Raw genomic sequence first — 17,151 nt, 5'->3', positions numbered from 1 at the left:
CGGGCGGCCTCGCTGGAAGCCCGCCCCCCATTAGACCTGCGTCAGCTTGGCACGGGGCTTGCTGAACGGTAGCCGAACACGCCACCGAGGTCATAGAGCATGCCAGCCAACGTCACCCAGTCCAGCTTCTCCTTTTCTGCCGCCAGCCTGTTGGGCAGTACCTCGGACGCCACCGGCACCCCCCGCAGCGCCACCTCCAGCGACAGCTTCTCCCGCATGCTGGCCGGCCAGATGAGCAGCACCCGCAGCGAATCCCGCAGCGCGGTGCAGGACACCACTGCCAGCCGCAGCACCGAGCGCCAGCAGACTCGTGAAACCCAGCGGGAAAGCAGCCGCAGCCGGGAAAACGACCGCACCGAGGCCAGCCGCCAGCGCCAGCGCAGCAGCAACGACAACGCCCGCGCCAGCGAGCCGCAGCAGAGCACCGCCGAGGCCACCGACGCCAAGTCCGCCCCTCCCGGCAGCGCCAAGGCGACCAAAACCTCCAGCGAGGACACGGCCACCACCGGCGGCGACAAAGCCGCCCAGCAGGCCGCCACCGACGCCGCGGCGCAGCAACAGCAGGCCGCCCAGCCCGCGACCGCCCTTGCCGGCCTGCCGGCAGCCATTGCCGCCTTGATGAACAAGGTTGCCGGCGAAGGCGCCGAGGGAGAGGCTGCACTTGCCGATGCCACGGACAGTGGCAAGCCGGCGACGACCGGCATCGTCGCGGATGACACCTCGGGCAAATCGCTTCAAAATCCCGCCGATGCGCTACGTGCCGCGGTGGATGCCAAGGTTTCGGCCGCCGACAAGCCGAACTTTGCGGCGCAAGCCCAGGCCCAGGCGGCAGCTGCCACTTCCAGCGCGGCGGACCGCCCGGCCACCGCCCTGCAAGCGGGGCCGGGCGAAGCCGGATCCGCCCTGCAAGGCGCGGCGGCACTCACCGCGCTGCGCCACCAGGTGTCGTCGCCGCAGAGCACCACCCCGCAGCTGCCGGTGCAAACGCCTGCCGGCCAGAATGGCTGGGCGGAAGACGTCGGCAACAAGGTGGTGTGGATGCTGGGACGGGCGGAAAGCAAGGCAGAACTGGTGCTCACGCCGCCGAACATGGGCAAGGTCGAAGTCTCCATCCATCTGAATGGCGACCAGACCACCGCCCATTTCGTCGCCGCCTCGCAGGCCGCGCGGGATGCACTGGAGCAGGCGCTGCCGCGGCTGCGTGAAATGCTGCAGCAATCCGGCATCAGCCTGAGCCAGGCGGATGTCAGCACCTCCGGCGAGCAACAGGCCGGAACGCAGGATGGCGGCGGCAGGAGCAGCGGCGGCAGCCGCAGCGCAGGCGGAATCGAAGGCACCGAGGTCGGCAGCGCGCCGGTCTGGGTCAAGCAAACCGAAGGGATGGTCGACACCTTCGTCTGAAGCGTATGAATTGGGGCGGCTCTGCCCCACTTTTCCGCGCTTGGCGGGGCGCGACGATCCCTGATAATGGAATCGTGAGAAAAGGAGAGTCGCATGGCGAAAGCCCCCGCCAAACCGGAAGAAGGCGCCAAGGAAGCAGCGCCCAAGAAAAGCGGCAAGCTGCTGCTGATCATCGTCATCGTGCTGCTGCTGGTGCTGATCCTCGCCGCGGGCGGCGTCGCCCTGCTGCTGCTGCTCAAGAACAAGGGGGGCGGCGGCGGCGACAGCCATGCCGAGGCGCCGCCGGCTGCCGCGGCGCCCGCCGGGCCGGCCAAGATCGACCTGGCCAAGCCGCCCTCCTTCGTCACCCTCGACCCCTTCACGGTGAACCTGCGCAGTGACGAGGGCGACCGCTACCTGCAGACGGTGGTGGTGCTGCGCGTCAGCGACGAGAAGCTGGCAGAAAGCCTGAAGGGCTTCATGCCGGAGATCCGGCACCGCATCAATCTGCTGCTGTCCAACCGCCTGCCGTCCGAGGTGGCCACAGTCCAGGGCCGCGAAGAGCTGGCCAACGACATCCTCGACCAGGCCAACGAGGCGCTGGGCTTCCCTCCGCCGCGCGAGACGTCTTCGCGCCGCGCGCCGCCCACCGGGCCGGTGCAGGCGGTGCTGTTCAACTCCTTCATCATCCAATAAGGCAACCGGAACGGCCATGGCCGCGGATTTTCTCTCCCAGGAAGAAGTCGACGCCCTCCTCCGCGGCGTAAACGGGGAGAGCGACGAGCCGGAGGCGGCCGACTCCGAACAGGGTGGCATCAAGCCGTACAACCTGGCCACCCAGGAGCGCATCGTGCGTGGGCGCATGCCCACCATGGAGCTCATCAACGAGCGCTTCGCCCGCTATCTGCGCATCGGCCTGTTCAACTACATGCACCGCAACACCGAGATTTCGGTGGGCCCGATCAAGGTGCAGAAGTACGCGGAGTTCGTCCGCAACCTGGTTGTACCGACCAACCTCAACCTGGTGCAGGCCAAGCCGCTGCGCGGTACCGGGCTGGTGGTGTTCGACCCCAACCTTGTATTCCTGGTGGTGGACAACATGTTCGGCGGCGACGGCCGCTTCCACACCCGGGTGGAGGGCCGCGACTTCACCCAGACCGAGCAGCGCATCATCCAGGGCATGCTCAACGTGGTGTTCACCGAGTATGGCCGCGCCTGGGCACCGGTGTTCAAGCTGGAGATGGAGTACATCCGCTCGGAGATGAACTCCCAGTTCGCCAACATCGCCACGCCCTCGGAGATCGTCGTTTCCACCAGCTTCTCGCTGGACCTGGGCGGCGCCCAGGCGGAGATGCACATCTGCTTCCCCTACTCCATGGTGGAGCCTATCCGCGACCTGCTCTACTCCACCATGCAGAGCGATCACCTGACTCAGGACAAGCGCTGGATCACTCTGCTCACCCGCCAGCTGCAGACGGCCGACGTGGAGCTGACCTGCGTGCTCGGCCACGCCCGCGTCACCCTGCGCGACATCGTGAACATGCGGGTGGGCGACGTGATTCCGCTGCAGGTGTCCGACCTGCTCACCGCCGAGGTGGACGGCGTGCCGGTGCTCGAATGCCGCTACGGCACCCAGAACAGACAATACGCAATGAAGGTGGAGCGCTTCCTCGGCCCCGAGGAAACCGACGCCCCGCCTGTGCCCGGAGCCCAGCATGGCTGACGAAGAGAATCAGATTACCGAAGACGACTGGGCCGCAGCCATGCAGGAGCAGGCTGCAACCGAGGCCCAGGCCGACCCCGAGGCCGCCCAGGTTGCCGCCGACCTCGCCGCCGCCGCGGCCGGCTCGCCTTACCAGGCCAAGCCGGCCAGCCAGCTGTTCGAGGATTTCGGCAACAACGGCACCAAGCCGGGCTCACTGAACGACTTCGACATGATCCTGGACATCCCCGTCCAGATCACCGTCGAACTCGGCCGCACCAAGCTTTCCATCCGCAATCTGCTGCAACTCGCGCACGGTTCGGTAGTGGAACTGGATGGCCTCGCCGGCGAGCCGATGGACGTGCTGGTGAATGGCACCCTGATCGCCCAGGGCGAGGTAGTGGTGGTGAACGACAAGTTCGGCATCCGCCTCACCGACATCATTACCCCGGCCGAACGCATGCGGAAGATCCGCAACTGACCTGCGGCTGCGCTTCCCTGTCCGCGCAAGGCTGACCAGGAAATAGCAAACGCAGACGCACGGAGCCCCGGTCGGCCCGCCCGGCAGCCGCCCCGAACGGCGGGCTCCATCGCTCCTGGCCCGACCGCGCCCTCGCCAAAGCGGGGAATAGTCGGGCTTTTCCCCGCTTTATCGCTGCCTGCGCCATGAGGGCGCAGGATTAGGCTAGCCACGTCGGTAGCCTATCCTCGTCCCGTGCGCCTCCTTACCTCACTCCAGTTGCTCGCCCTGCCCGCCGTGTCGGGCATGGCCCTGCCGGCCGTCGCGGCCGATCCTGCGCTGCCGGCCCCCGCCCCGCTGCCCACGGCGGACCTGGCCTCCAACGTGGGCCAGATGATTTTCGGCCTCGTCATCGTCATTGCCCTGCTCGTCGTCTGCCTGTGGCTCATCAAGCGGCTGGGCGCGCCACGCGGCAGCGCCGCCGCGCTGAAGGTGCTGGGCGCAGCCCCGGTTGGCCCGCGCGAGCGGGTGGTACTGGTGGAGCTGGGTGAAAAGGTACTGGTGCTGGGCGTGGCGCCCGGCAATGTGCGCACCCTGCATGTGATGGACAAGGACGAGTTGCCACCCGCCGCTGCCGGCGGACCGGCCGCTTTTGCCGGCAAGGACTTTGCCGGCTGGCTGAAACAATCGCTGGAGCGGGGCCGCAATGCGGGTTGAACGCCTGATCCGCCTCGGCGCTGGTATCGCGCTGCTGGCCGGCGCCGGCATGGCGCTTGCGCAATCGCCCACCCTGCCGGTGGCGCCGGTGCTGCCGGCGGTCACCACCACGCCGGGCAGCGGCGGGGGCACCACCTACAGCCTCACCATACAGACGCTGGTGCTGCTCACCCTGCTGAGCTTCATTCCGGCGATGGTGCTGATGATGACCAGCTTCACCCGCATCATCATCGTCTTCTCCCTGCTGCGGCAGGCCATGGGCACCCAGACCTCGCCGCCCAACCAAGTGATGCTGGGGCTGGCGTTGTTCCTCACCTTCTTCATCATGTCGCCGGTGGCGGACCGGGTCTACACCGAGGCCTACCTGCCGATGTCGGAAGGCCGCATCGGCATGGAGCAGGCGATGGAGCGCGCCTCGGTGCCGGTCAAGGCCTTCATGCTCAAGCAGGTACGCGGGCCCGACCTGGATCTTTTCTCCGGCCTGGCCAAGATAGAGCCGGTGGAAAAAGCTGAAGACCTGCCGATGCGGGTGCTGATCCCCGCCTTCGTCACCTCCGAGTTGAAGACCGCCTTCCAGATCGGCTTCATCGTCTTCATCCCCTTCATCATCATCGACATGGTCGTGGCCTCGGTGCTGATGTCGATGGGCATGATGATGATGTCGCCGGTGATCGTTTCCCTGCCCTTCAAGATCATGCTGTTCGTGCTGGTGGACGGCTGGACGCTGATGATCGGCTCGCTGGTGCAGAGTTTCGCCGTCTGAGCACGGCACGCGAGGAATTCCATGACTCCGACTACCGTGATCGACCTCGGCCGCCAGGCCATCGAAGTGACGCTGCTGATCTCGGCGCCGCTATTCCTCGCCGCGCTGATCACCGGCCTCATCATCAGCATCTTCCAGGCGGCAACCCAGATCAACGAGATGACGCTCTCCTTCGTCCCCAAGGTGGTCGTCATGTTCGTCACCCTGGTGGCAGCCGGGCCGTGGATGCTGACCCAGCTCACCGACTTCATGCGCCGGCTGTTCGAATCGATACCGCACATGATCGGCTGAAGCCTCCATGCTCAGCGTCACCTCCGCCCAGCTGGATGCCTGGCTGGCGGCCTTCATGTTTCCGCTGGCACGGCTGCTGGGCCTGTTCGCGACCGCGCCCATCTTCGGCAACCGCGGCGCTCCGGCGCAGGTGCGGCTGGGCATAGGGCTGGGCATCTCGCTTGCGTTGCTGCCGACCTTGCCGCCGATGCCGGAGGTGCCGCCGGGCTCCGGTGTGGGCCTGCTGATCATGATCCAGCAGATGTTCATCGGCATCGCCATCGGCTTCGTGGTGCGGCTGGTGTTCGCCGCGGTGGACATGGCCGGCTCGCTGATCGGCATGCAGATGGGCCTGTCCTTCGCCCTCTTCTTCGACCCGGACGCCGGCGGCCAGACCGCGGTGCTGTCGGATTTCCTCACCCTGGTCGCCACCCTGCTCTTCCTCGCGCTGGACGGCCACTTGCTGCTCATCCATGTGCTGGTCAGCAGCTTCGAATGGCTGCCGGTCGGGGTGGAGCCGCTGCGCGCCGAAGGCTGGGGCACCATCGCCCGCATGGGCGCGAGCATCTTTTCCGCCGGCCTGCTGCTGTCCCTGCCAGTGGTCGCCATGCTGCTCGTGGCCAACATCGCCATGGGCATCCTGACCCGGGCGGCACCGCAGCTGAACCTCTTCGCCATCGGCTTCCCGATCACGCTGGCCGCCGGTTTCCTCGGCGTCTCGCTGGTGATGGCGAGCTTCGCGCCGGTGGTGCAGAGCATGTTCGAGCACAGCCTGGACAACATCGCCCGCATGCTCACCGCACTCGCCCCCCTCCCCCGCTGAGGCTGCGGCCAGCGGCTGGCGGCCTAGAACTCTGGGAACTGGCGGGATTTCACCAGGCGGATCTCGGCGCTGGCGACGCGATGGGCGAAGGGCCGCGTCGACTCTATGCCCTCTTCGTAGCGCAGGATGTCGAAGCCGGCGTAGCCGCCCTCCTGGGCCACCTGGCGGGCGTTGCGCATCAGCACCTGGCGCGCCTCGCCCTCGCCGCCGGTCACCAGCCGCTTCATCGCCAGGTCGAAGCGGACCACGTCCTCGCCCATGGGCGCGGCGCGCACTTCCCAGGTCGGCGAGAAGGGATCGTAGATGGCGTAGGCGACCAGCGCGCCGGCAATGAACTCCGGTTTGAAGTAGCCGCTCTGCCGGGCCATCATGTAGCCGCCCACCGTGCCGGCGGCGATGCCGCCGTAGTCCCGCACCGCGTCGGCGGTCTGCTGCTTGGCCCTTTCCGCGTCGAAGTTGTCCACATACTCCTCGACGCTGGCGCAGCCCCCCAGCAGTAGCGCAGCCAGCGCCGCGAGCACCGGCCGGCCAACGCCCACCTTCTCCTTTGCCCTGTCCATCGTCGCCCTCTTACAAGTAGTTGAACAACGACAGGTTGGAGACCCGCATGAAGGATTGCTGCGCCGCCTGCAGGTAGGTTTGCTGCTGCGAGAGGCGGGAGATCGCATCCACGTAGTCCACATCCACCAGGCCGGAGATCACCTCCGAGTACTGCAGGTTGAGGTCGCTGCCGAGGCTTTGCAGGCTCTCGGTCTCGGTCAACTGGGAGCCGACCTGGGCGCGCACCTTGAGGATGTTCTCGAGGGCGCCATCCAGGTTGTCCAGCCCGACCGCCACCGCGCCGCCGGCCATGCCGGAGGGCCCCGGCCGCTCCATGGAGTCGATCAGCAGGCCGAGGTTGTCGAACATGTTGTTCGACGACACGAAGACCTCGAAGCGGTCGCCGTCGCCCGGCGTGCCGCTCACCGCCAGGTTCACCCCGATATAGTTGGCCGAGGTCGGATCCGCCAGGCTGGTCAGGTCGGTCAGGCCGGTGGCTATGGTGACGCGGTCCGGGTTGCCGGGCTCGTATTCATAGACGTCGTAGCCGGCGGGATCGTTGTAGACGATCTCGTAACGGCGACCCAGCTTGTCCATGTCGATGGAGCCATCGGCGAGCGGTGCGAGGGTGCCGGTGAGGCTGGCGTCGCCGGTGTTGGCGGTGCCATCGGTGTGTTCGCCGGTCAGGGCGGCGACGAGGTCGTCGTTCACTTCCCGGGTGGCGGTGAAGATGTCCGAACCGGGCAGGCTCACAGGCATGTAGCGCGAGGCGGAGACCTGTATGGTCTGGGTGCCGTAGTCGCCAGCGTAGCTCACCCCGGCGACGCTGCCGCTGAAGGGCTGGACGTTGGAGCGGTAGCCGGAAAACAGGTAGTCGCCAGTACCGTCCTGGCTGTTCGCCAGCGCCAGCAGGCTGTCGAACTGGGCACGCAGGTCGGTGGCCAGGTAGCCCAGGTCCTCTTCCTTGTAGATGCCGTTGCCGGCGGCCACGGTCTTTTCGCGGATGTACTGCAGCGTGTCGTCCACCCCGGTGAGCTTGTTCTCCAGCAGCTTCAGGCGGTCTTCGGCATAGCCGGTGTTGGTCATGAACTGGCTGTTCACGCCCTGGGACTGGCCGATCTCCAGCGCGCGGGAGGCGGCGATGGGGTCGTCTGCGGGGGTCAGCACCCGGCGGCCGGTGGAAAGCTGCTGCTGGGTGTGCAGGAGGTCGCTCCATTGCCGTTGCATGGAACCGACGCCCTTGTCGTAGATCATGTTGGTCGAGATGCGCATGATGACTTCTCTCCTTAGCGCGCGATCGACAGCACTTCGTCGAACAAGGTCTGGGCCACCGACATCACCTTGGCCGAGGCCTGGTAAGCCTGCTGGTAGCGGATCAGGTTGGCCGCCTCTTCATCCAGGTTGACCCCGGAGAGCGAATCCCGCGCATCGGCGGCCTGGGCCAGCAGCGATTCCTGCGCCTTGAGATTCACTTGCACTTCCCGCGCCTTGTTGCCGACCTGGGTCACCATCTGCGCATACACCGACTGCAAGGTGGCGGTGGATTCGCCGTTGCTGCCGGCCAGCATCAGCTTGGTGGTCTGCAGCGCGCCCATGGCGACCGCGTTGCGGTTGTCGGCGGTGCCGGCCTGGGTGGGGCTGAAGGACAGCGACTCGCCGTTGGTCCAGGCGCCGACGGCGGTGAACTCGAAGGTGTAGGTGTCCGGCGCGGTGCCGCCGGTAATGCGGAACTTCGCCCCGGCGCTGTCGGTGGAGGGGTTGTAGGCGCCGCTGGTCACCCAGGTGCCGGTGCTGCTGTCGTAGCGCTCCAGCGTGCCGCTGGAGGCGGTGAAGGTGTTGGTGGCGGAGTCGAAGCTCAGGGTGATGGGCGCGAAGTCGGCCACGCCGTCGCCGCTGCTGTCCAGCCCGGCCACCGAGGTGGTCTTCACATTGGTGATGCGCTCGCTGACGGTGCCGGTGTAGTTGCCGGGCGACACGCTGACCGGGTCGCCGGCGGCAACCTTGCGCGGGTCGGTGATGGCGACGGCGATGTCGCGCGCGGCGTAGCGGGTAGGCTGGATCAGCAGGCCGTCGGAGGGGATTTCCGACGGATCGGTGATGTTGATGTTGAGCCCGCCGCCGCTGTAGCTGCCATCGGCCTGCAAGGTCAGCGGAATGTTGACGCCGCCGGTAGTCCTCAGCGTGTAGTTGGTGCCGTCGTACTTCAGCACGTAGTCGGCGGCGGTGAGCTGGGAGACGTTCTCCACCGACACCGAAACGGTGTTGATGGCCGGCGTCAGCGCCGGCGTCGGGCTCTTGAAGAACTCGCCGCCGAGCACACCGTCGAGGTCGATACCGAGCGCCTGCTGGGCATTCACCGTTTCGGCGATGCCGAGCGCGATCAGGCCCAGGGTGTTCTGGGCGGTATCCAGGGTCTCGCTGCGGAAGGTGAGCAGGCCGCCCAGCGTGCCGCCGCTGAGCAGGCGCTCCGGCAGGATATTGGCGATGCCGTTGTCCGACACCAGGGCGATGGCATTGCGCTGCGGGTCGTTGGGATCGGGCACCGCGGCGAGCTGGGTCACCGTGCCGCCAGCGACCAGTGCCTGGCCGGAGCCGACGAAGATGCTGACGGAGCCGTCGCTCTCGGTCACCGTGCTCACGGAAACCAGCTTGTTCAGTTCGGCGATCAACTGGTCGCGCTGGTCCAGCAGGTCATTGGCGGCAATATTGGGGCCGCTCACCTGGGCCAGGGTGATGCGCTGGTTCATGTCCGCGATCGCCTTGGCGTACATGTTCGCCTGCTCGACGGTGGACACGATCTCGCTCTCGGTGCCCTGGCGGACTTCGGAGATGCGGGCGTCCAGGGTCTGGAAGCGGGCCGCCAGCGCCTGCGCGGTGGAGATCAGCGACTGGCGCGAGGCCACGCTGGTGGGATTGGACGCAACTTCCTGCACACCGGCAAAAAAGTCCTGCAGCGCCGGCGACAGGCCGGAGGTGGAGTCGGCCAGCAGGTTGTTGATCTGCGAGATCTGGTCGTTGTACGCCGAGTATTGGGCGACCTTGGTCTCGCTGTTCTTGACCTGGTTTTCCAGATACTGGTTGTAGGCCCGGGTGACCGCCGCAACCTGGGTGCCCTGGCCGAAGAAGCCGACGCCGGTGTAGAGCGGATTGTTGGTGGTCTGGATCACCGTCTGGCGGTGATAGCCGTCCACGTCCGCATTGGAGATGTTATGGCCGGTGGTCAGCAGCTGTGCCTGCGCGGCGTTGAGGCCGGTGAGACCGATGTTGAGCAAGCCTGCCATGGGAACTACCTCGATTCGCTGGGTTTTGCCCCATTACTGCAAGATGCTTGCCAGGGCAAAAACGGCAAAATCCGCCGGCTGGCGAGGGCGGATGCGGACGAGGAAGGCCGAGGGGTGGAAACGCGCCGCCGCGGCGGCAAGACCAGCCAGGCGCCGGGGCTCAGCCGGCCAGCGCGGTGCGCAGCGTGGTGCCGCGGATGACGCGGGTGAGCTTGTCCGCGTACATCGGGTCGGTAGCGTAGCCGGCCTGCTGCAGGCTGCGGGCGAAGGAGGCGGCGTCGGTCTGGCCCAGCACGCCGGCGTAGCGGGAACTGCCGGCGAGCAGGTTGGCGTAGTCGCGGAAGGAGTCGGCGTAGGAGTCGTAGCTGCGGAAACGGGCGCGCTCGGTGTAGGCGCCACCACCGCTGTACTCGGTGACGTCACGGGCCACGGTATCGCCGCTCCAGCTGGAGCCGGCCTTGATGTTGAACAGGTTGTAGCTGGAAGAGCCGTCCTTGTCGCGCAGCACCTTCTCGCCCCAGCCGGTTTCAAGCGCCGCCTGGGCCACCAGGAACTGCGGCGGGATGCCGGTGGCGCGGCCCGCCTCCACCGCATGCGGCCAGACTTCGTCGACGAAAGCGCGGGCGCGGGACGAAGCTTGGCCACCAGCCTCGCGTGCGCCCTGGATGGCGACCTCCAGCCGGCTGGCGAGCGCGCTGGCCTCGCCGTCGTCGCCGTAGATGGCGGCAAAGGCCTCTTGCGCCTTGCTCAGCGCGGCGGTGGCGGAGCTGGCGGCATTAATTGCCGCCGGCCGGCGGATCACATTGCCGATGTCGAAGCCGGTGTTCTCTTCCTTGCCGGCGTTCAGCGGCTGGATGACATTGCCCGGCAGTTCCGTCTTGCCGCCGAGCTGGCGGTAGATGGCGTCGGACAGGCCGGTGCCGCGGCCCTGGGCCATTTCCAGCGCCAGCTGCTGGTCGAGCATGCTCTGGTACATGCGCGTCTGCTCGCTGTCGAACATGCCGTCCTTGGGCGTGGCGTCGCGCATCGCCTTCAGGGCCATCTGCAGGAACAGCGCCTCGAACTGCTTGGCAGCGGCGCGCAGGGTTTCCGGCGAGTCCGGCTTCTCACGCGCGAGCCGCTTCAACTCGTTGAACGAGTTGGGGTCCATCGCGTTGAGCTGGCCGACGCTCACCTCAGATCACCTCGAGTTCCGCCCGCAGCGCGCCAGCGGATTTCATCGCCTGCAGGATGCTGACCAGGTCCATCGGCTTGGCGCCGAGCGCGTTCAACGCCTTGACCACGTCGGCGAGATTGGTACCGGCGCGCACGTTGAACAGCGTGCCGGGATCCTGCTGGATGCCCACCTGGCCCTGCTGGGTTACCGTAGTCTGGCCGCCCGCCAGCGCGTTCGGCTGGCTCACCTGGTTCTCGTTGTTCACCGTGACGGTGAGGTTGCCGTGGGCCACCGCGCAGTTCTGCAGCGTTACCCGCTGGTTCATCACGATGGAGCCGGTGCGGGAATTCACGATTACCTTGGCCGCCTGCAGCGCCGGCGTCACCGTGAGGTTCTCCAGCTGGCCGATGAAGGCCACCCGCGCCGAGCTGTCCTGCGGCGCCCGCACCCGGATGCTGCGGCCATCCAGCGCTTCGGCGCTGCCGGGCGAGGCGATGTTGATCGCATCCACCACCCGGCGGGCGGTGCCGAAGTCGGTGTCGTTCAGCTCCACCATCACATAGTCGCCCTGCCCCACCGCGGTGGGCACCGCGCGCTCCACCGTGGCGCCACCGGGCACCCGGCCGGCCGACAGGTGGTTGATGGTCTGCGAGGCGCCGCCGCCGGCCTGCGCGCCCGCGCCGCCGACCACCATGTTGCCTTGTGCCATCGCATAGACCTGGCCATCCACGCCCTTCAGCGGCGTCATCACCAGCGTGCCGCCGCGCAGGCTCTTGGCGTTGCCCATGGAGGAGACGGTGACGTCGATCTGCTGCCCCGGCCGGGCGAAGGCCGGCAGCGTGGCAGTGACCATGACCGCGGCCACGTTCTTCAGCTGCAGGTTGGTGCCGGGGGGCAGGGTGACGCCCATGTTGCCCAGCATGTTGGAGATGCTCTGCACGGTGAAGGGCGTCTGCGTGGTCTGGTCGCCGCTGCCATCCAGGCCGACCACCAGGCCGTAGCCGATGAGCTGGTTATCGCGCACGCCGGCGATGGAGGCCAGATCCTTGATGCGTTCCGCCGCGCCGGTGACCGCCGGGGTGGCAGCCAGCATCGGCGCAGCCGGCAGGCCGAGGGCAAGCGCCAGCAGGAGGGCGGGAAGTGTGGGGCTGCGCATGAACGTCGTCTCCGCTTTAGAAGGGCAGGATCACGCCGAAGAAGCGCTGCAACCAACCCATGGTGGTGGACTCGTCGATGAATCCGCTGCCACGGTACTCGATGCGCGCATCCGCCACCTGGGTGGATTGCACAGTGTTTGTGCCGGTGACGGTGAAGGGATTGATCACCCCGGAAAAGCGGATGAACTCGTTGCCCTGGTTGATCGCCACCTGTTTCTCGCCGGACACCAGCAGATTGCCGTTCGGATACACCTCGATGACGGTGACGGTGATGGTGCCGTTGAACACGTTGTTGGCTCCCGCCGCGCCGGTGCCGGTGAATTCGGAGGTGACGCCGGCGGTGGCGTTCAGACCGTTGAGGCCGGACAGCGGCATGTTGGTGCTGGCGGTGATGCCGCCGGTGAGGTTGGAGGTGCGGCTGGCGTTGGCGTTGGCGTTCTTGGTCGCGGTGGTGCGCTCCACCAGGTTGATGGTGATGACGTCGCCGATGTTGCGCGCCCGCCTGTCCTCGAACAGCGGCCGCACCTGTGCCGGCTGGTAGATGGCGCCGTTGGCACTCACCATCTGCGGCCGCGCCTCCGGCCGCGCGGTCATCGGCTGATGGACCATGGTGGCCGGCGTCGGGTAGATGGAAGCGCAGCCGGAGAGCAGCGCCAGCGCAGCGGTGGCGATGAGTGCGAGGGCTTTCACGATGCCCCTCCTGTTACAGCTGGGTCAGACGGCCGAGCATCTGGTCGGAGGTCTGGATGGCGCGGGAATTCATCTCGTAGGCGCGCTGGGTCACGATCATGTTCACCAGCTCTTCGGCCACGTTGACGTTGGAGGTTTCCACATAGCCCTGGTTGATGACGCCAGCGCCGTTGGTGCCCGGCTGGGTGGGCGTGGCGACGCCGCTGGAAGCGGTTTCGTAGAACAGGTTCTCGCCGGCGCTCTGCAGGCCGCCGGTATTCACGAACATCGCCAGCTGGATGTTGCCGACCTGCACCGGCGTGGTCTGCCCGGCCTGCAGCACGCTGACGGTGCCATCCTTGCCGACGGTGATGGTGAGCGTATCGGCCGGAATGTTGATGGCGTCGGCCAGCGGGTAGCCGCTGGCGGTGACCACGTTGCCCTGGTTGTCGAGTTGGAAAGCGCCGTCGCGGGTGTAGGCAGTGGTGCCGTCCGGCATGGTGATCTGGAAGAAGCCGTTGCCCTGCACCGCCACGTCCAGCGAACCGCCGGTCTGCTGCAGGTTGCCCTGGGTGTACAGGCGGTCGGTGGCGATGGGGCGCACGCCGGTACCGATCTGCAGGCCGGAGCCAACCTGGGTCTGCTGGGTGGTCTGGGCACCGGGCTGGCGCACCGTCTGGTACAGCAGATCCTCGAACACCGCGCGCTGGCGCTTATAGCCGTTGGTGGAAACGTTGGCCAGGTTGTGGGAGATCACGTCCAGCGACGTCTGCTGGGCATCCAGCCCGGTACGGGCGGTCCAGAGTGAGCGGATCATGATGGGCTCCTGAGTGCGTTCTGTTGTGCGATTGCGGCCCCGCGCCGTGGAAACGGCTCTGCCGACGATGGAAGCTTAGGCTTGCGGGGGCGCGGTCAATCGATGGATTACCGGGGCAAAAGCCCTGCTGATCACCTGGCGGAGATCACCTGGGTGGCGGACTGATCGTTCTGCTCGGCGCTCTGCAGCATGCGGGTCTGCATCTCGAACTGGCGGGCCAGCGAGATCATGGTGACCATCTGGTCCACCACGTTCACATTGCTGCCTTCCAGGTAACCGCCAGCCACCCGCACGTTGGCGTCTGCCGGCGCGGCGCCGCCCTGGCGCAGGCGGAACAGGCCGTCGTCACCACGCACCAGGTCGGCCTCGGCCGGATTCACCAGCTTGAGCTGGTCGACCACGTTCACCACGTTGCCCTGACCCAGGCCAGAGGGAATGGCGGAGACGGTGCCGTCCTCGCCGATGACGATCTCGCTGTCCGGCGGCAGCGTGATGGGCTGGCCGGAGGCGCCCAGCAGCGGCAGGCCGTCATGAGTCTGCAGCACACCGTTCACGCTCACTTCCAGGCTGCCGTCGCGGGTATAGGCCTCGGTGCCGTCCGGCATCTGTACCGTCAGCCAGCCCTTGCCCTTCAGCGCCACGTCGTAGGCATTGCCGCTGAATTGCAGCGGGCCGGGGGTGAAGTCGGTGGCGACGCTGGCATCGACGACGAAGGCCCGGCTGTGGAAAGCCTCGGTCTGCATTTCCACCGCGCGCAGCTTGTGCATCTCGGTGCGGAAGCCGGTGGACGTCGCGTTGGCCAGGTTGTGCGCCACCGCCGCCTGCTGCTCCAGGGTCCACTTGGCGCCAGTCATGGCGGTGTAGATCAGACGATCCATTAACTTTCTCCTGTCCTTGCGACGTCTGCGGCGGCCCCGCCGCTTACCGCAGGTTCACCAGCGTCTGCAGGACCTGGTCCTGCGTGCGGATGGACTGGGCATTTGCCTGGTAATTGCGCTGCTGCACGATCATCTGCACCAGCTCGTTGGTGAGGTCCACGTTCGACTCTTCCACCTGGCCGGAGGTGACCGAGCCGAGGATGCCGGTGCCCGGCGCGCCCACCGTGGGCTGGCCGGAGTCATAGGACTCCGCCCACAGGTTGTCGCCCAGCGAGGCCAGGCCCTGCGGGCTGGCGAAGGTGGCCAGCGCAAGCTGGGCGATGTCCTTGGTCAGGCCGTTGGAATAGGAGCCCTGCAGCACGCCGGTGGAGCTGACCGAAACACCGGTGAGCGCACCGGTGGTGTAGCCGTCGGTACGCGGCGAGGTGGTGACGCCGAAGCTGCTGTTCCACTGACTGGACTTGGTCAGGTCCAGGCTGAAGCTCAGCGCATCCGCGCCGGTGCCGATCTCGGCCGCCGTGCGGGAGATGGTGAAGGTGCCGTTGTTGGCCACCGTGGTATCGAGCACGCCAAAGGGCGTGAAGCTTATCTGCCCCAGCTCTTCCAGCGGCGTGCCGATGTTAGTGGCCGGGTCGGTGGGATCGGGCACCACGTCGTTGGAGAGACGGCCGTACACCGTCCAGGTGTTGGGCGACACGCCGGCCACGTCCGCGTCGCGCACGAAGTACAAGCTCATCAGCGAGGCGTTGCCCAGGCTGTCATACACCGTGATGGAGGTGGTGTAGTTGTAGCTATCCACCGGGATGCTGGTGGCGTTGACGTAGGCCGTGATGTCGCTGCCCACCGGATCCTGGTTCAGCGGGCTCTTCTCTGAGGAGTTCAGGTTAACGCCAACCGAGGCGGTGCCGCTCTCCCGCGGCGCGACATTGGAGGTATCGATGTAGATCACCGAGGGCTCGCCGGCGAACACGGTGGAGGTGCCGGTGTTGTCCACCACGGCATAACCGGTCAGCTTGTCGCCGCTGGAGTTGATGATGTAGCCATCCTTGTTCACATCGAACTGGCCATTGCGCGAGTAGGCAATGGTGCCGTCGCTGCGCTGCAGGCGGAAAAAGCCATTGCCGTTGATCGCCATGTCCAACTGGTTGCTGGTGGCGGTGAGGTTGCCCTGGGTGAAGGACTGCCACACCGCGGCCACCTTGCTGCCGATGCCGACCTGCAGCGAGGAAGTGCCGCCGACCATCGCCGAGGCGTACATGTCTGAGAACAGCGTGCTGCTGGCCTTGAAGCCGACGGTGCTGGCGTTGGCCACGTTGTTGGAGATGACGTCGAGCGCCTTCGAAGAAGAATTGAGGCCGCTCAAACCTTGCTGGAATGCCATGTTCGCCGCTCCGGATCAGAGGATCTGCTTGATGTCGTCGAGCTTGAAGACGCCCAGGTTGCCGACCTGCAGATCGGTACCGCTGGAGCCGCGGATGACGCTGGTGACCGCCGCAAACTGCAGCGGGCGGGAAACGACGGTGTTGTCGCCCTGAACCGCCTTCACCGACACGGTGTACATGCCTTCGGCGGCAATGCTGCCGTCCTTGGCGGTGCCGTCCCAGAGGAAGTTCTGGCTGCCGGCTTCCATGTCGGTGAATTCCAAGCTGGCGACCTCCACGCCGGAGGCATTCTTGATAGTGATCGTCACGTTGTCCGCGGGGCCGTCCAGTTCGAAGCCGCCGACCGCGCCGGCCTCGGTCAGTTGCAGGCCGGAGCCCTCGACCAGCACGCCCCGGCCGACCAGGGCCGCCGCCTGCAGACCTTCGGCGGACTCCTGGGAGTTGATCAGCTGGGTCATCATCGTGTTCAGCTTCTCGATGCCCTCCACAGTGCTGAGCTGCGCCAGTTGGGAAGTAAGCTCGGCGTTCTCCATCGGATTCATCGGGTCCTGGTTCTGCAGCTGGGTCGTGAGCAGCGTCAGGAACTGGATGCGGGTGTCCGCCGCGGTGCTGGTGGACTTGGTATCCGTACGCGCCAGGTTGGCGAGGACGGCGTCCGCGGTGGAGCTGGTGTTGTTGCTCACGGTGGCCATGCTGTTTCTCCGAAATCTGCCCTTCGATTACCGTTCGGCGCTTACTGGCCGATCTGCAGGGTCCTCTGCAGCAAGGTCCGTGCCGTGTTCATCACTTCCGCGTTGTTCTGGTAGGAACGGGAGGCGGAGATCATGTTCACCATCTCCTCGACCACGTTCACATTCGGCATTTCCACGTAGCCCTGCTCGTTGGCCGCAGGGTTGGTCGGATCGTAGGTGAGCCGCATCGGCGCGGCGCTTTCCACGATCTGCGTCACCCGCACGCCCACCGAGGCGTCATCCGTTCCTTCGAGCGGCTTGGCGGCAAAAACCACCTGCTTGGCGCGGTAAGGCTGGCCGTCCTCGGCGATCACGCTGTCGGCGTTGGCCAGGTTGGAAGCGGTGGTGTTGAGCCGCAGCGACTGCGCGTTCAGCGCCGAGCCGGCGATCTGGAAGACGTTGAGCATGCTCATGGCCGTTACTCC

19 protein-coding genes are annotated in these 17,151 nt (G+C 66.6%); 8 read left to right on the top strand and 11 right to left on the bottom strand.

The features are described 5' to 3' along the window. Nucleotides 1-99: 99 nt before the first annotated feature. From GRF61_RS01815 to fliR, 8 genes are all read left to right on the top strand, one after another. On the top strand, nt 100-1,401 hold the full coding sequence (locus tag GRF61_RS01815; protein ID WP_169149023.1) for a flagellar hook-length control protein FliK: 1,302 nt from the start codon (nt 100-102) through the stop codon (nt 1,399-1,401). A gap of 93 nt (nt 1,402-1,494) precedes the next feature. Next, complete coding sequence (locus tag GRF61_RS01810; RefSeq protein WP_169149022.1) at nt 1,495-2,076, top strand: flagellar basal body-associated FliL family protein; 582 nt, start codon at nt 1,495-1,497, stop codon at nt 2,074-2,076. A 16-nt stretch (nt 2,077-2,092) separates the two neighbouring features. Continuing rightward, the gene (gene fliM / locus GRF61_RS01805) at nt 2,093-3,103 is read left to right on the top strand and encodes a flagellar motor switch protein FliM (protein ID WP_133593466.1); all 1,011 of its coding nucleotides are present in this window, start codon (nt 2,093-2,095) and stop codon (nt 3,101-3,103) included. Continuing rightward, nucleotides 3,096-3,563 carry a flagellar motor switch protein FliN gene (fliN, locus tag GRF61_RS01800; protein WP_169149021.1) on the top strand — a complete coding sequence of 156 codons (468 nt, stop codon included), beginning with the start codon at nt 3,096-3,098 and terminating at the stop codon, nt 3,561-3,563. Before fliM ends, fliN begins: the two co-directional genes overlap by 8 nt. 285 nt (nt 3,564-3,848) lie before the next feature. Beyond that, nucleotides 3,849-4,259 (top strand): flagellar biosynthetic protein FliO, encoded by a 411-nt coding sequence (gene fliO / locus GRF61_RS01795; RefSeq protein ID WP_169149020.1) that lies wholly within the window; start codon nt 3,849-3,851, stop codon nt 4,257-4,259. Between the two features lie 49 nt (nt 4,260-4,308). After that, on the top strand, nt 4,309-5,022 hold the full coding sequence (gene fliP / locus GRF61_RS01790; protein WP_248281070.1) for a flagellar type III secretion system pore protein FliP: 714 nt from the start codon (nt 4,309-4,311) through the stop codon (nt 5,020-5,022). Between the two features lie 21 nt (nt 5,023-5,043). Then, the gene (gene fliQ, locus GRF61_RS01785; protein WP_169149018.1) at nt 5,044-5,313 is read left to right on the top strand and encodes a flagellar biosynthesis protein FliQ; all 270 of its coding nucleotides are present in this window, start codon (nt 5,044-5,046) and stop codon (nt 5,311-5,313) included. A gap of 7 nt (nt 5,314-5,320) precedes the next feature. After that, complete coding sequence (fliR, locus tag GRF61_RS01780; RefSeq protein WP_169149017.1) at nt 5,321-6,115, top strand: flagellar biosynthetic protein FliR; 795 nt, start codon at nt 5,321-5,323, stop codon at nt 6,113-6,115. A 23-nt stretch (nt 6,116-6,138) separates the two neighbouring features. Here fliR and GRF61_RS01775 read toward each other — a convergent pair whose 3' ends face one another. The 11 genes from GRF61_RS01775 to flgC all read right to left on the bottom strand — a co-directional run bounded on the left by GRF61_RS01775 (nt 6,139) and on the right by flgC (nt 17,139). Continuing rightward, nucleotides 6,139-6,675 carry a hypothetical protein gene (locus tag GRF61_RS01775; protein ID WP_169149016.1) on the bottom strand — a complete coding sequence of 179 codons (537 nt, stop codon included), beginning with the start codon at nt 6,673-6,675 and terminating at the stop codon, nt 6,139-6,141. A gap of 10 nt (nt 6,676-6,685) precedes the next feature. Beyond that, nucleotides 6,686-7,927, bottom strand: a complete 1,242-nt coding sequence (gene flgL, locus GRF61_RS01770; protein WP_169149015.1) for a flagellar hook-associated protein FlgL — start codon at nt 7,925-7,927, stop codon at nt 6,686-6,688. A gap of 14 nt (nt 7,928-7,941) precedes the next feature. Then, complete coding sequence (gene flgK, locus GRF61_RS01765; protein WP_169149014.1) at nt 7,942-9,936, bottom strand: flagellar hook-associated protein FlgK; 1,995 nt, start codon at nt 9,934-9,936, stop codon at nt 7,942-7,944. 160 nt (nt 9,937-10,096) lie between these two features. Then, nucleotides 10,097-11,110: a flagellar assembly peptidoglycan hydrolase FlgJ gene (gene flgJ / locus GRF61_RS01760; RefSeq protein ID WP_169149013.1), complete on the bottom strand. Its 1,014-nt coding sequence runs from the start codon at nt 11,108-11,110 to the stop codon at nt 10,097-10,099. 1 nt (nt 11,111) lies between these two features. Further along, entirely contained in the window at nt 11,112-12,185 is a 1,074-nt protein-coding gene (locus GRF61_RS01755; protein ID WP_248281069.1) for a flagellar basal body P-ring protein FlgI, read from the bottom strand. Between the two features lie 79 nt (nt 12,186-12,264). Beyond that, complete coding sequence (locus tag GRF61_RS01750) at nt 12,265-12,939, bottom strand: flagellar basal body L-ring protein FlgH (protein ID WP_348982329.1); 675 nt, start codon at nt 12,937-12,939, stop codon at nt 12,265-12,267. 13 nt (nt 12,940-12,952) lie between these two features. Next, nucleotides 12,953-13,735, bottom strand: coding sequence for a flagellar basal-body rod protein FlgG (gene flgG / locus GRF61_RS01745; protein WP_169149011.1), 783 nt, complete (start codon nt 13,733-13,735; stop codon nt 12,953-12,955). 131 nt (nt 13,736-13,866) lie between these two features. Further along, nucleotides 13,867-14,613 carry a flagellar basal-body rod protein FlgF gene (gene flgF, locus GRF61_RS01740; RefSeq protein WP_169149010.1) on the bottom strand — a complete coding sequence of 249 codons (747 nt, stop codon included), beginning with the start codon at nt 14,611-14,613 and terminating at the stop codon, nt 13,867-13,869. A gap of 43 nt (nt 14,614-14,656) precedes the next feature. Further along, complete coding sequence (flgE, locus tag GRF61_RS01735; RefSeq protein WP_169149009.1) at nt 14,657-15,994, bottom strand: flagellar hook protein FlgE; 1,338 nt, start codon at nt 15,992-15,994, stop codon at nt 14,657-14,659. 15 nt (nt 15,995-16,009) lie between these two features. Then, entirely contained in the window at nt 16,010-16,687 is a 678-nt protein-coding gene (locus GRF61_RS01730) for a flagellar hook assembly protein FlgD (RefSeq protein ID WP_169149008.1), read from the bottom strand. Nucleotides 16,688-16,728: 41 nt separating this feature from the next. After that, nucleotides 16,729-17,139: a flagellar basal body rod protein FlgC gene (gene flgC / locus GRF61_RS01725; RefSeq protein WP_169149007.1), complete on the bottom strand. Its 411-nt coding sequence runs from the start codon at nt 17,137-17,139 to the stop codon at nt 16,729-16,731. Between the last annotated feature and the right edge of the window lie 12 nt (nt 17,140-17,151).

The organism is Azoarcus sp. TTM-91 (genome assembly GCF_012911025.1).
GTDB lineage: Bacteria > Pseudomonadota > Gammaproteobacteria > Burkholderiales > Rhodocyclaceae > Azoarcus.
The sequence above is the reverse complement of the archived record's forward strand: the minus strand, read 5'-3'. Positions and strand labels throughout refer to the sequence as shown.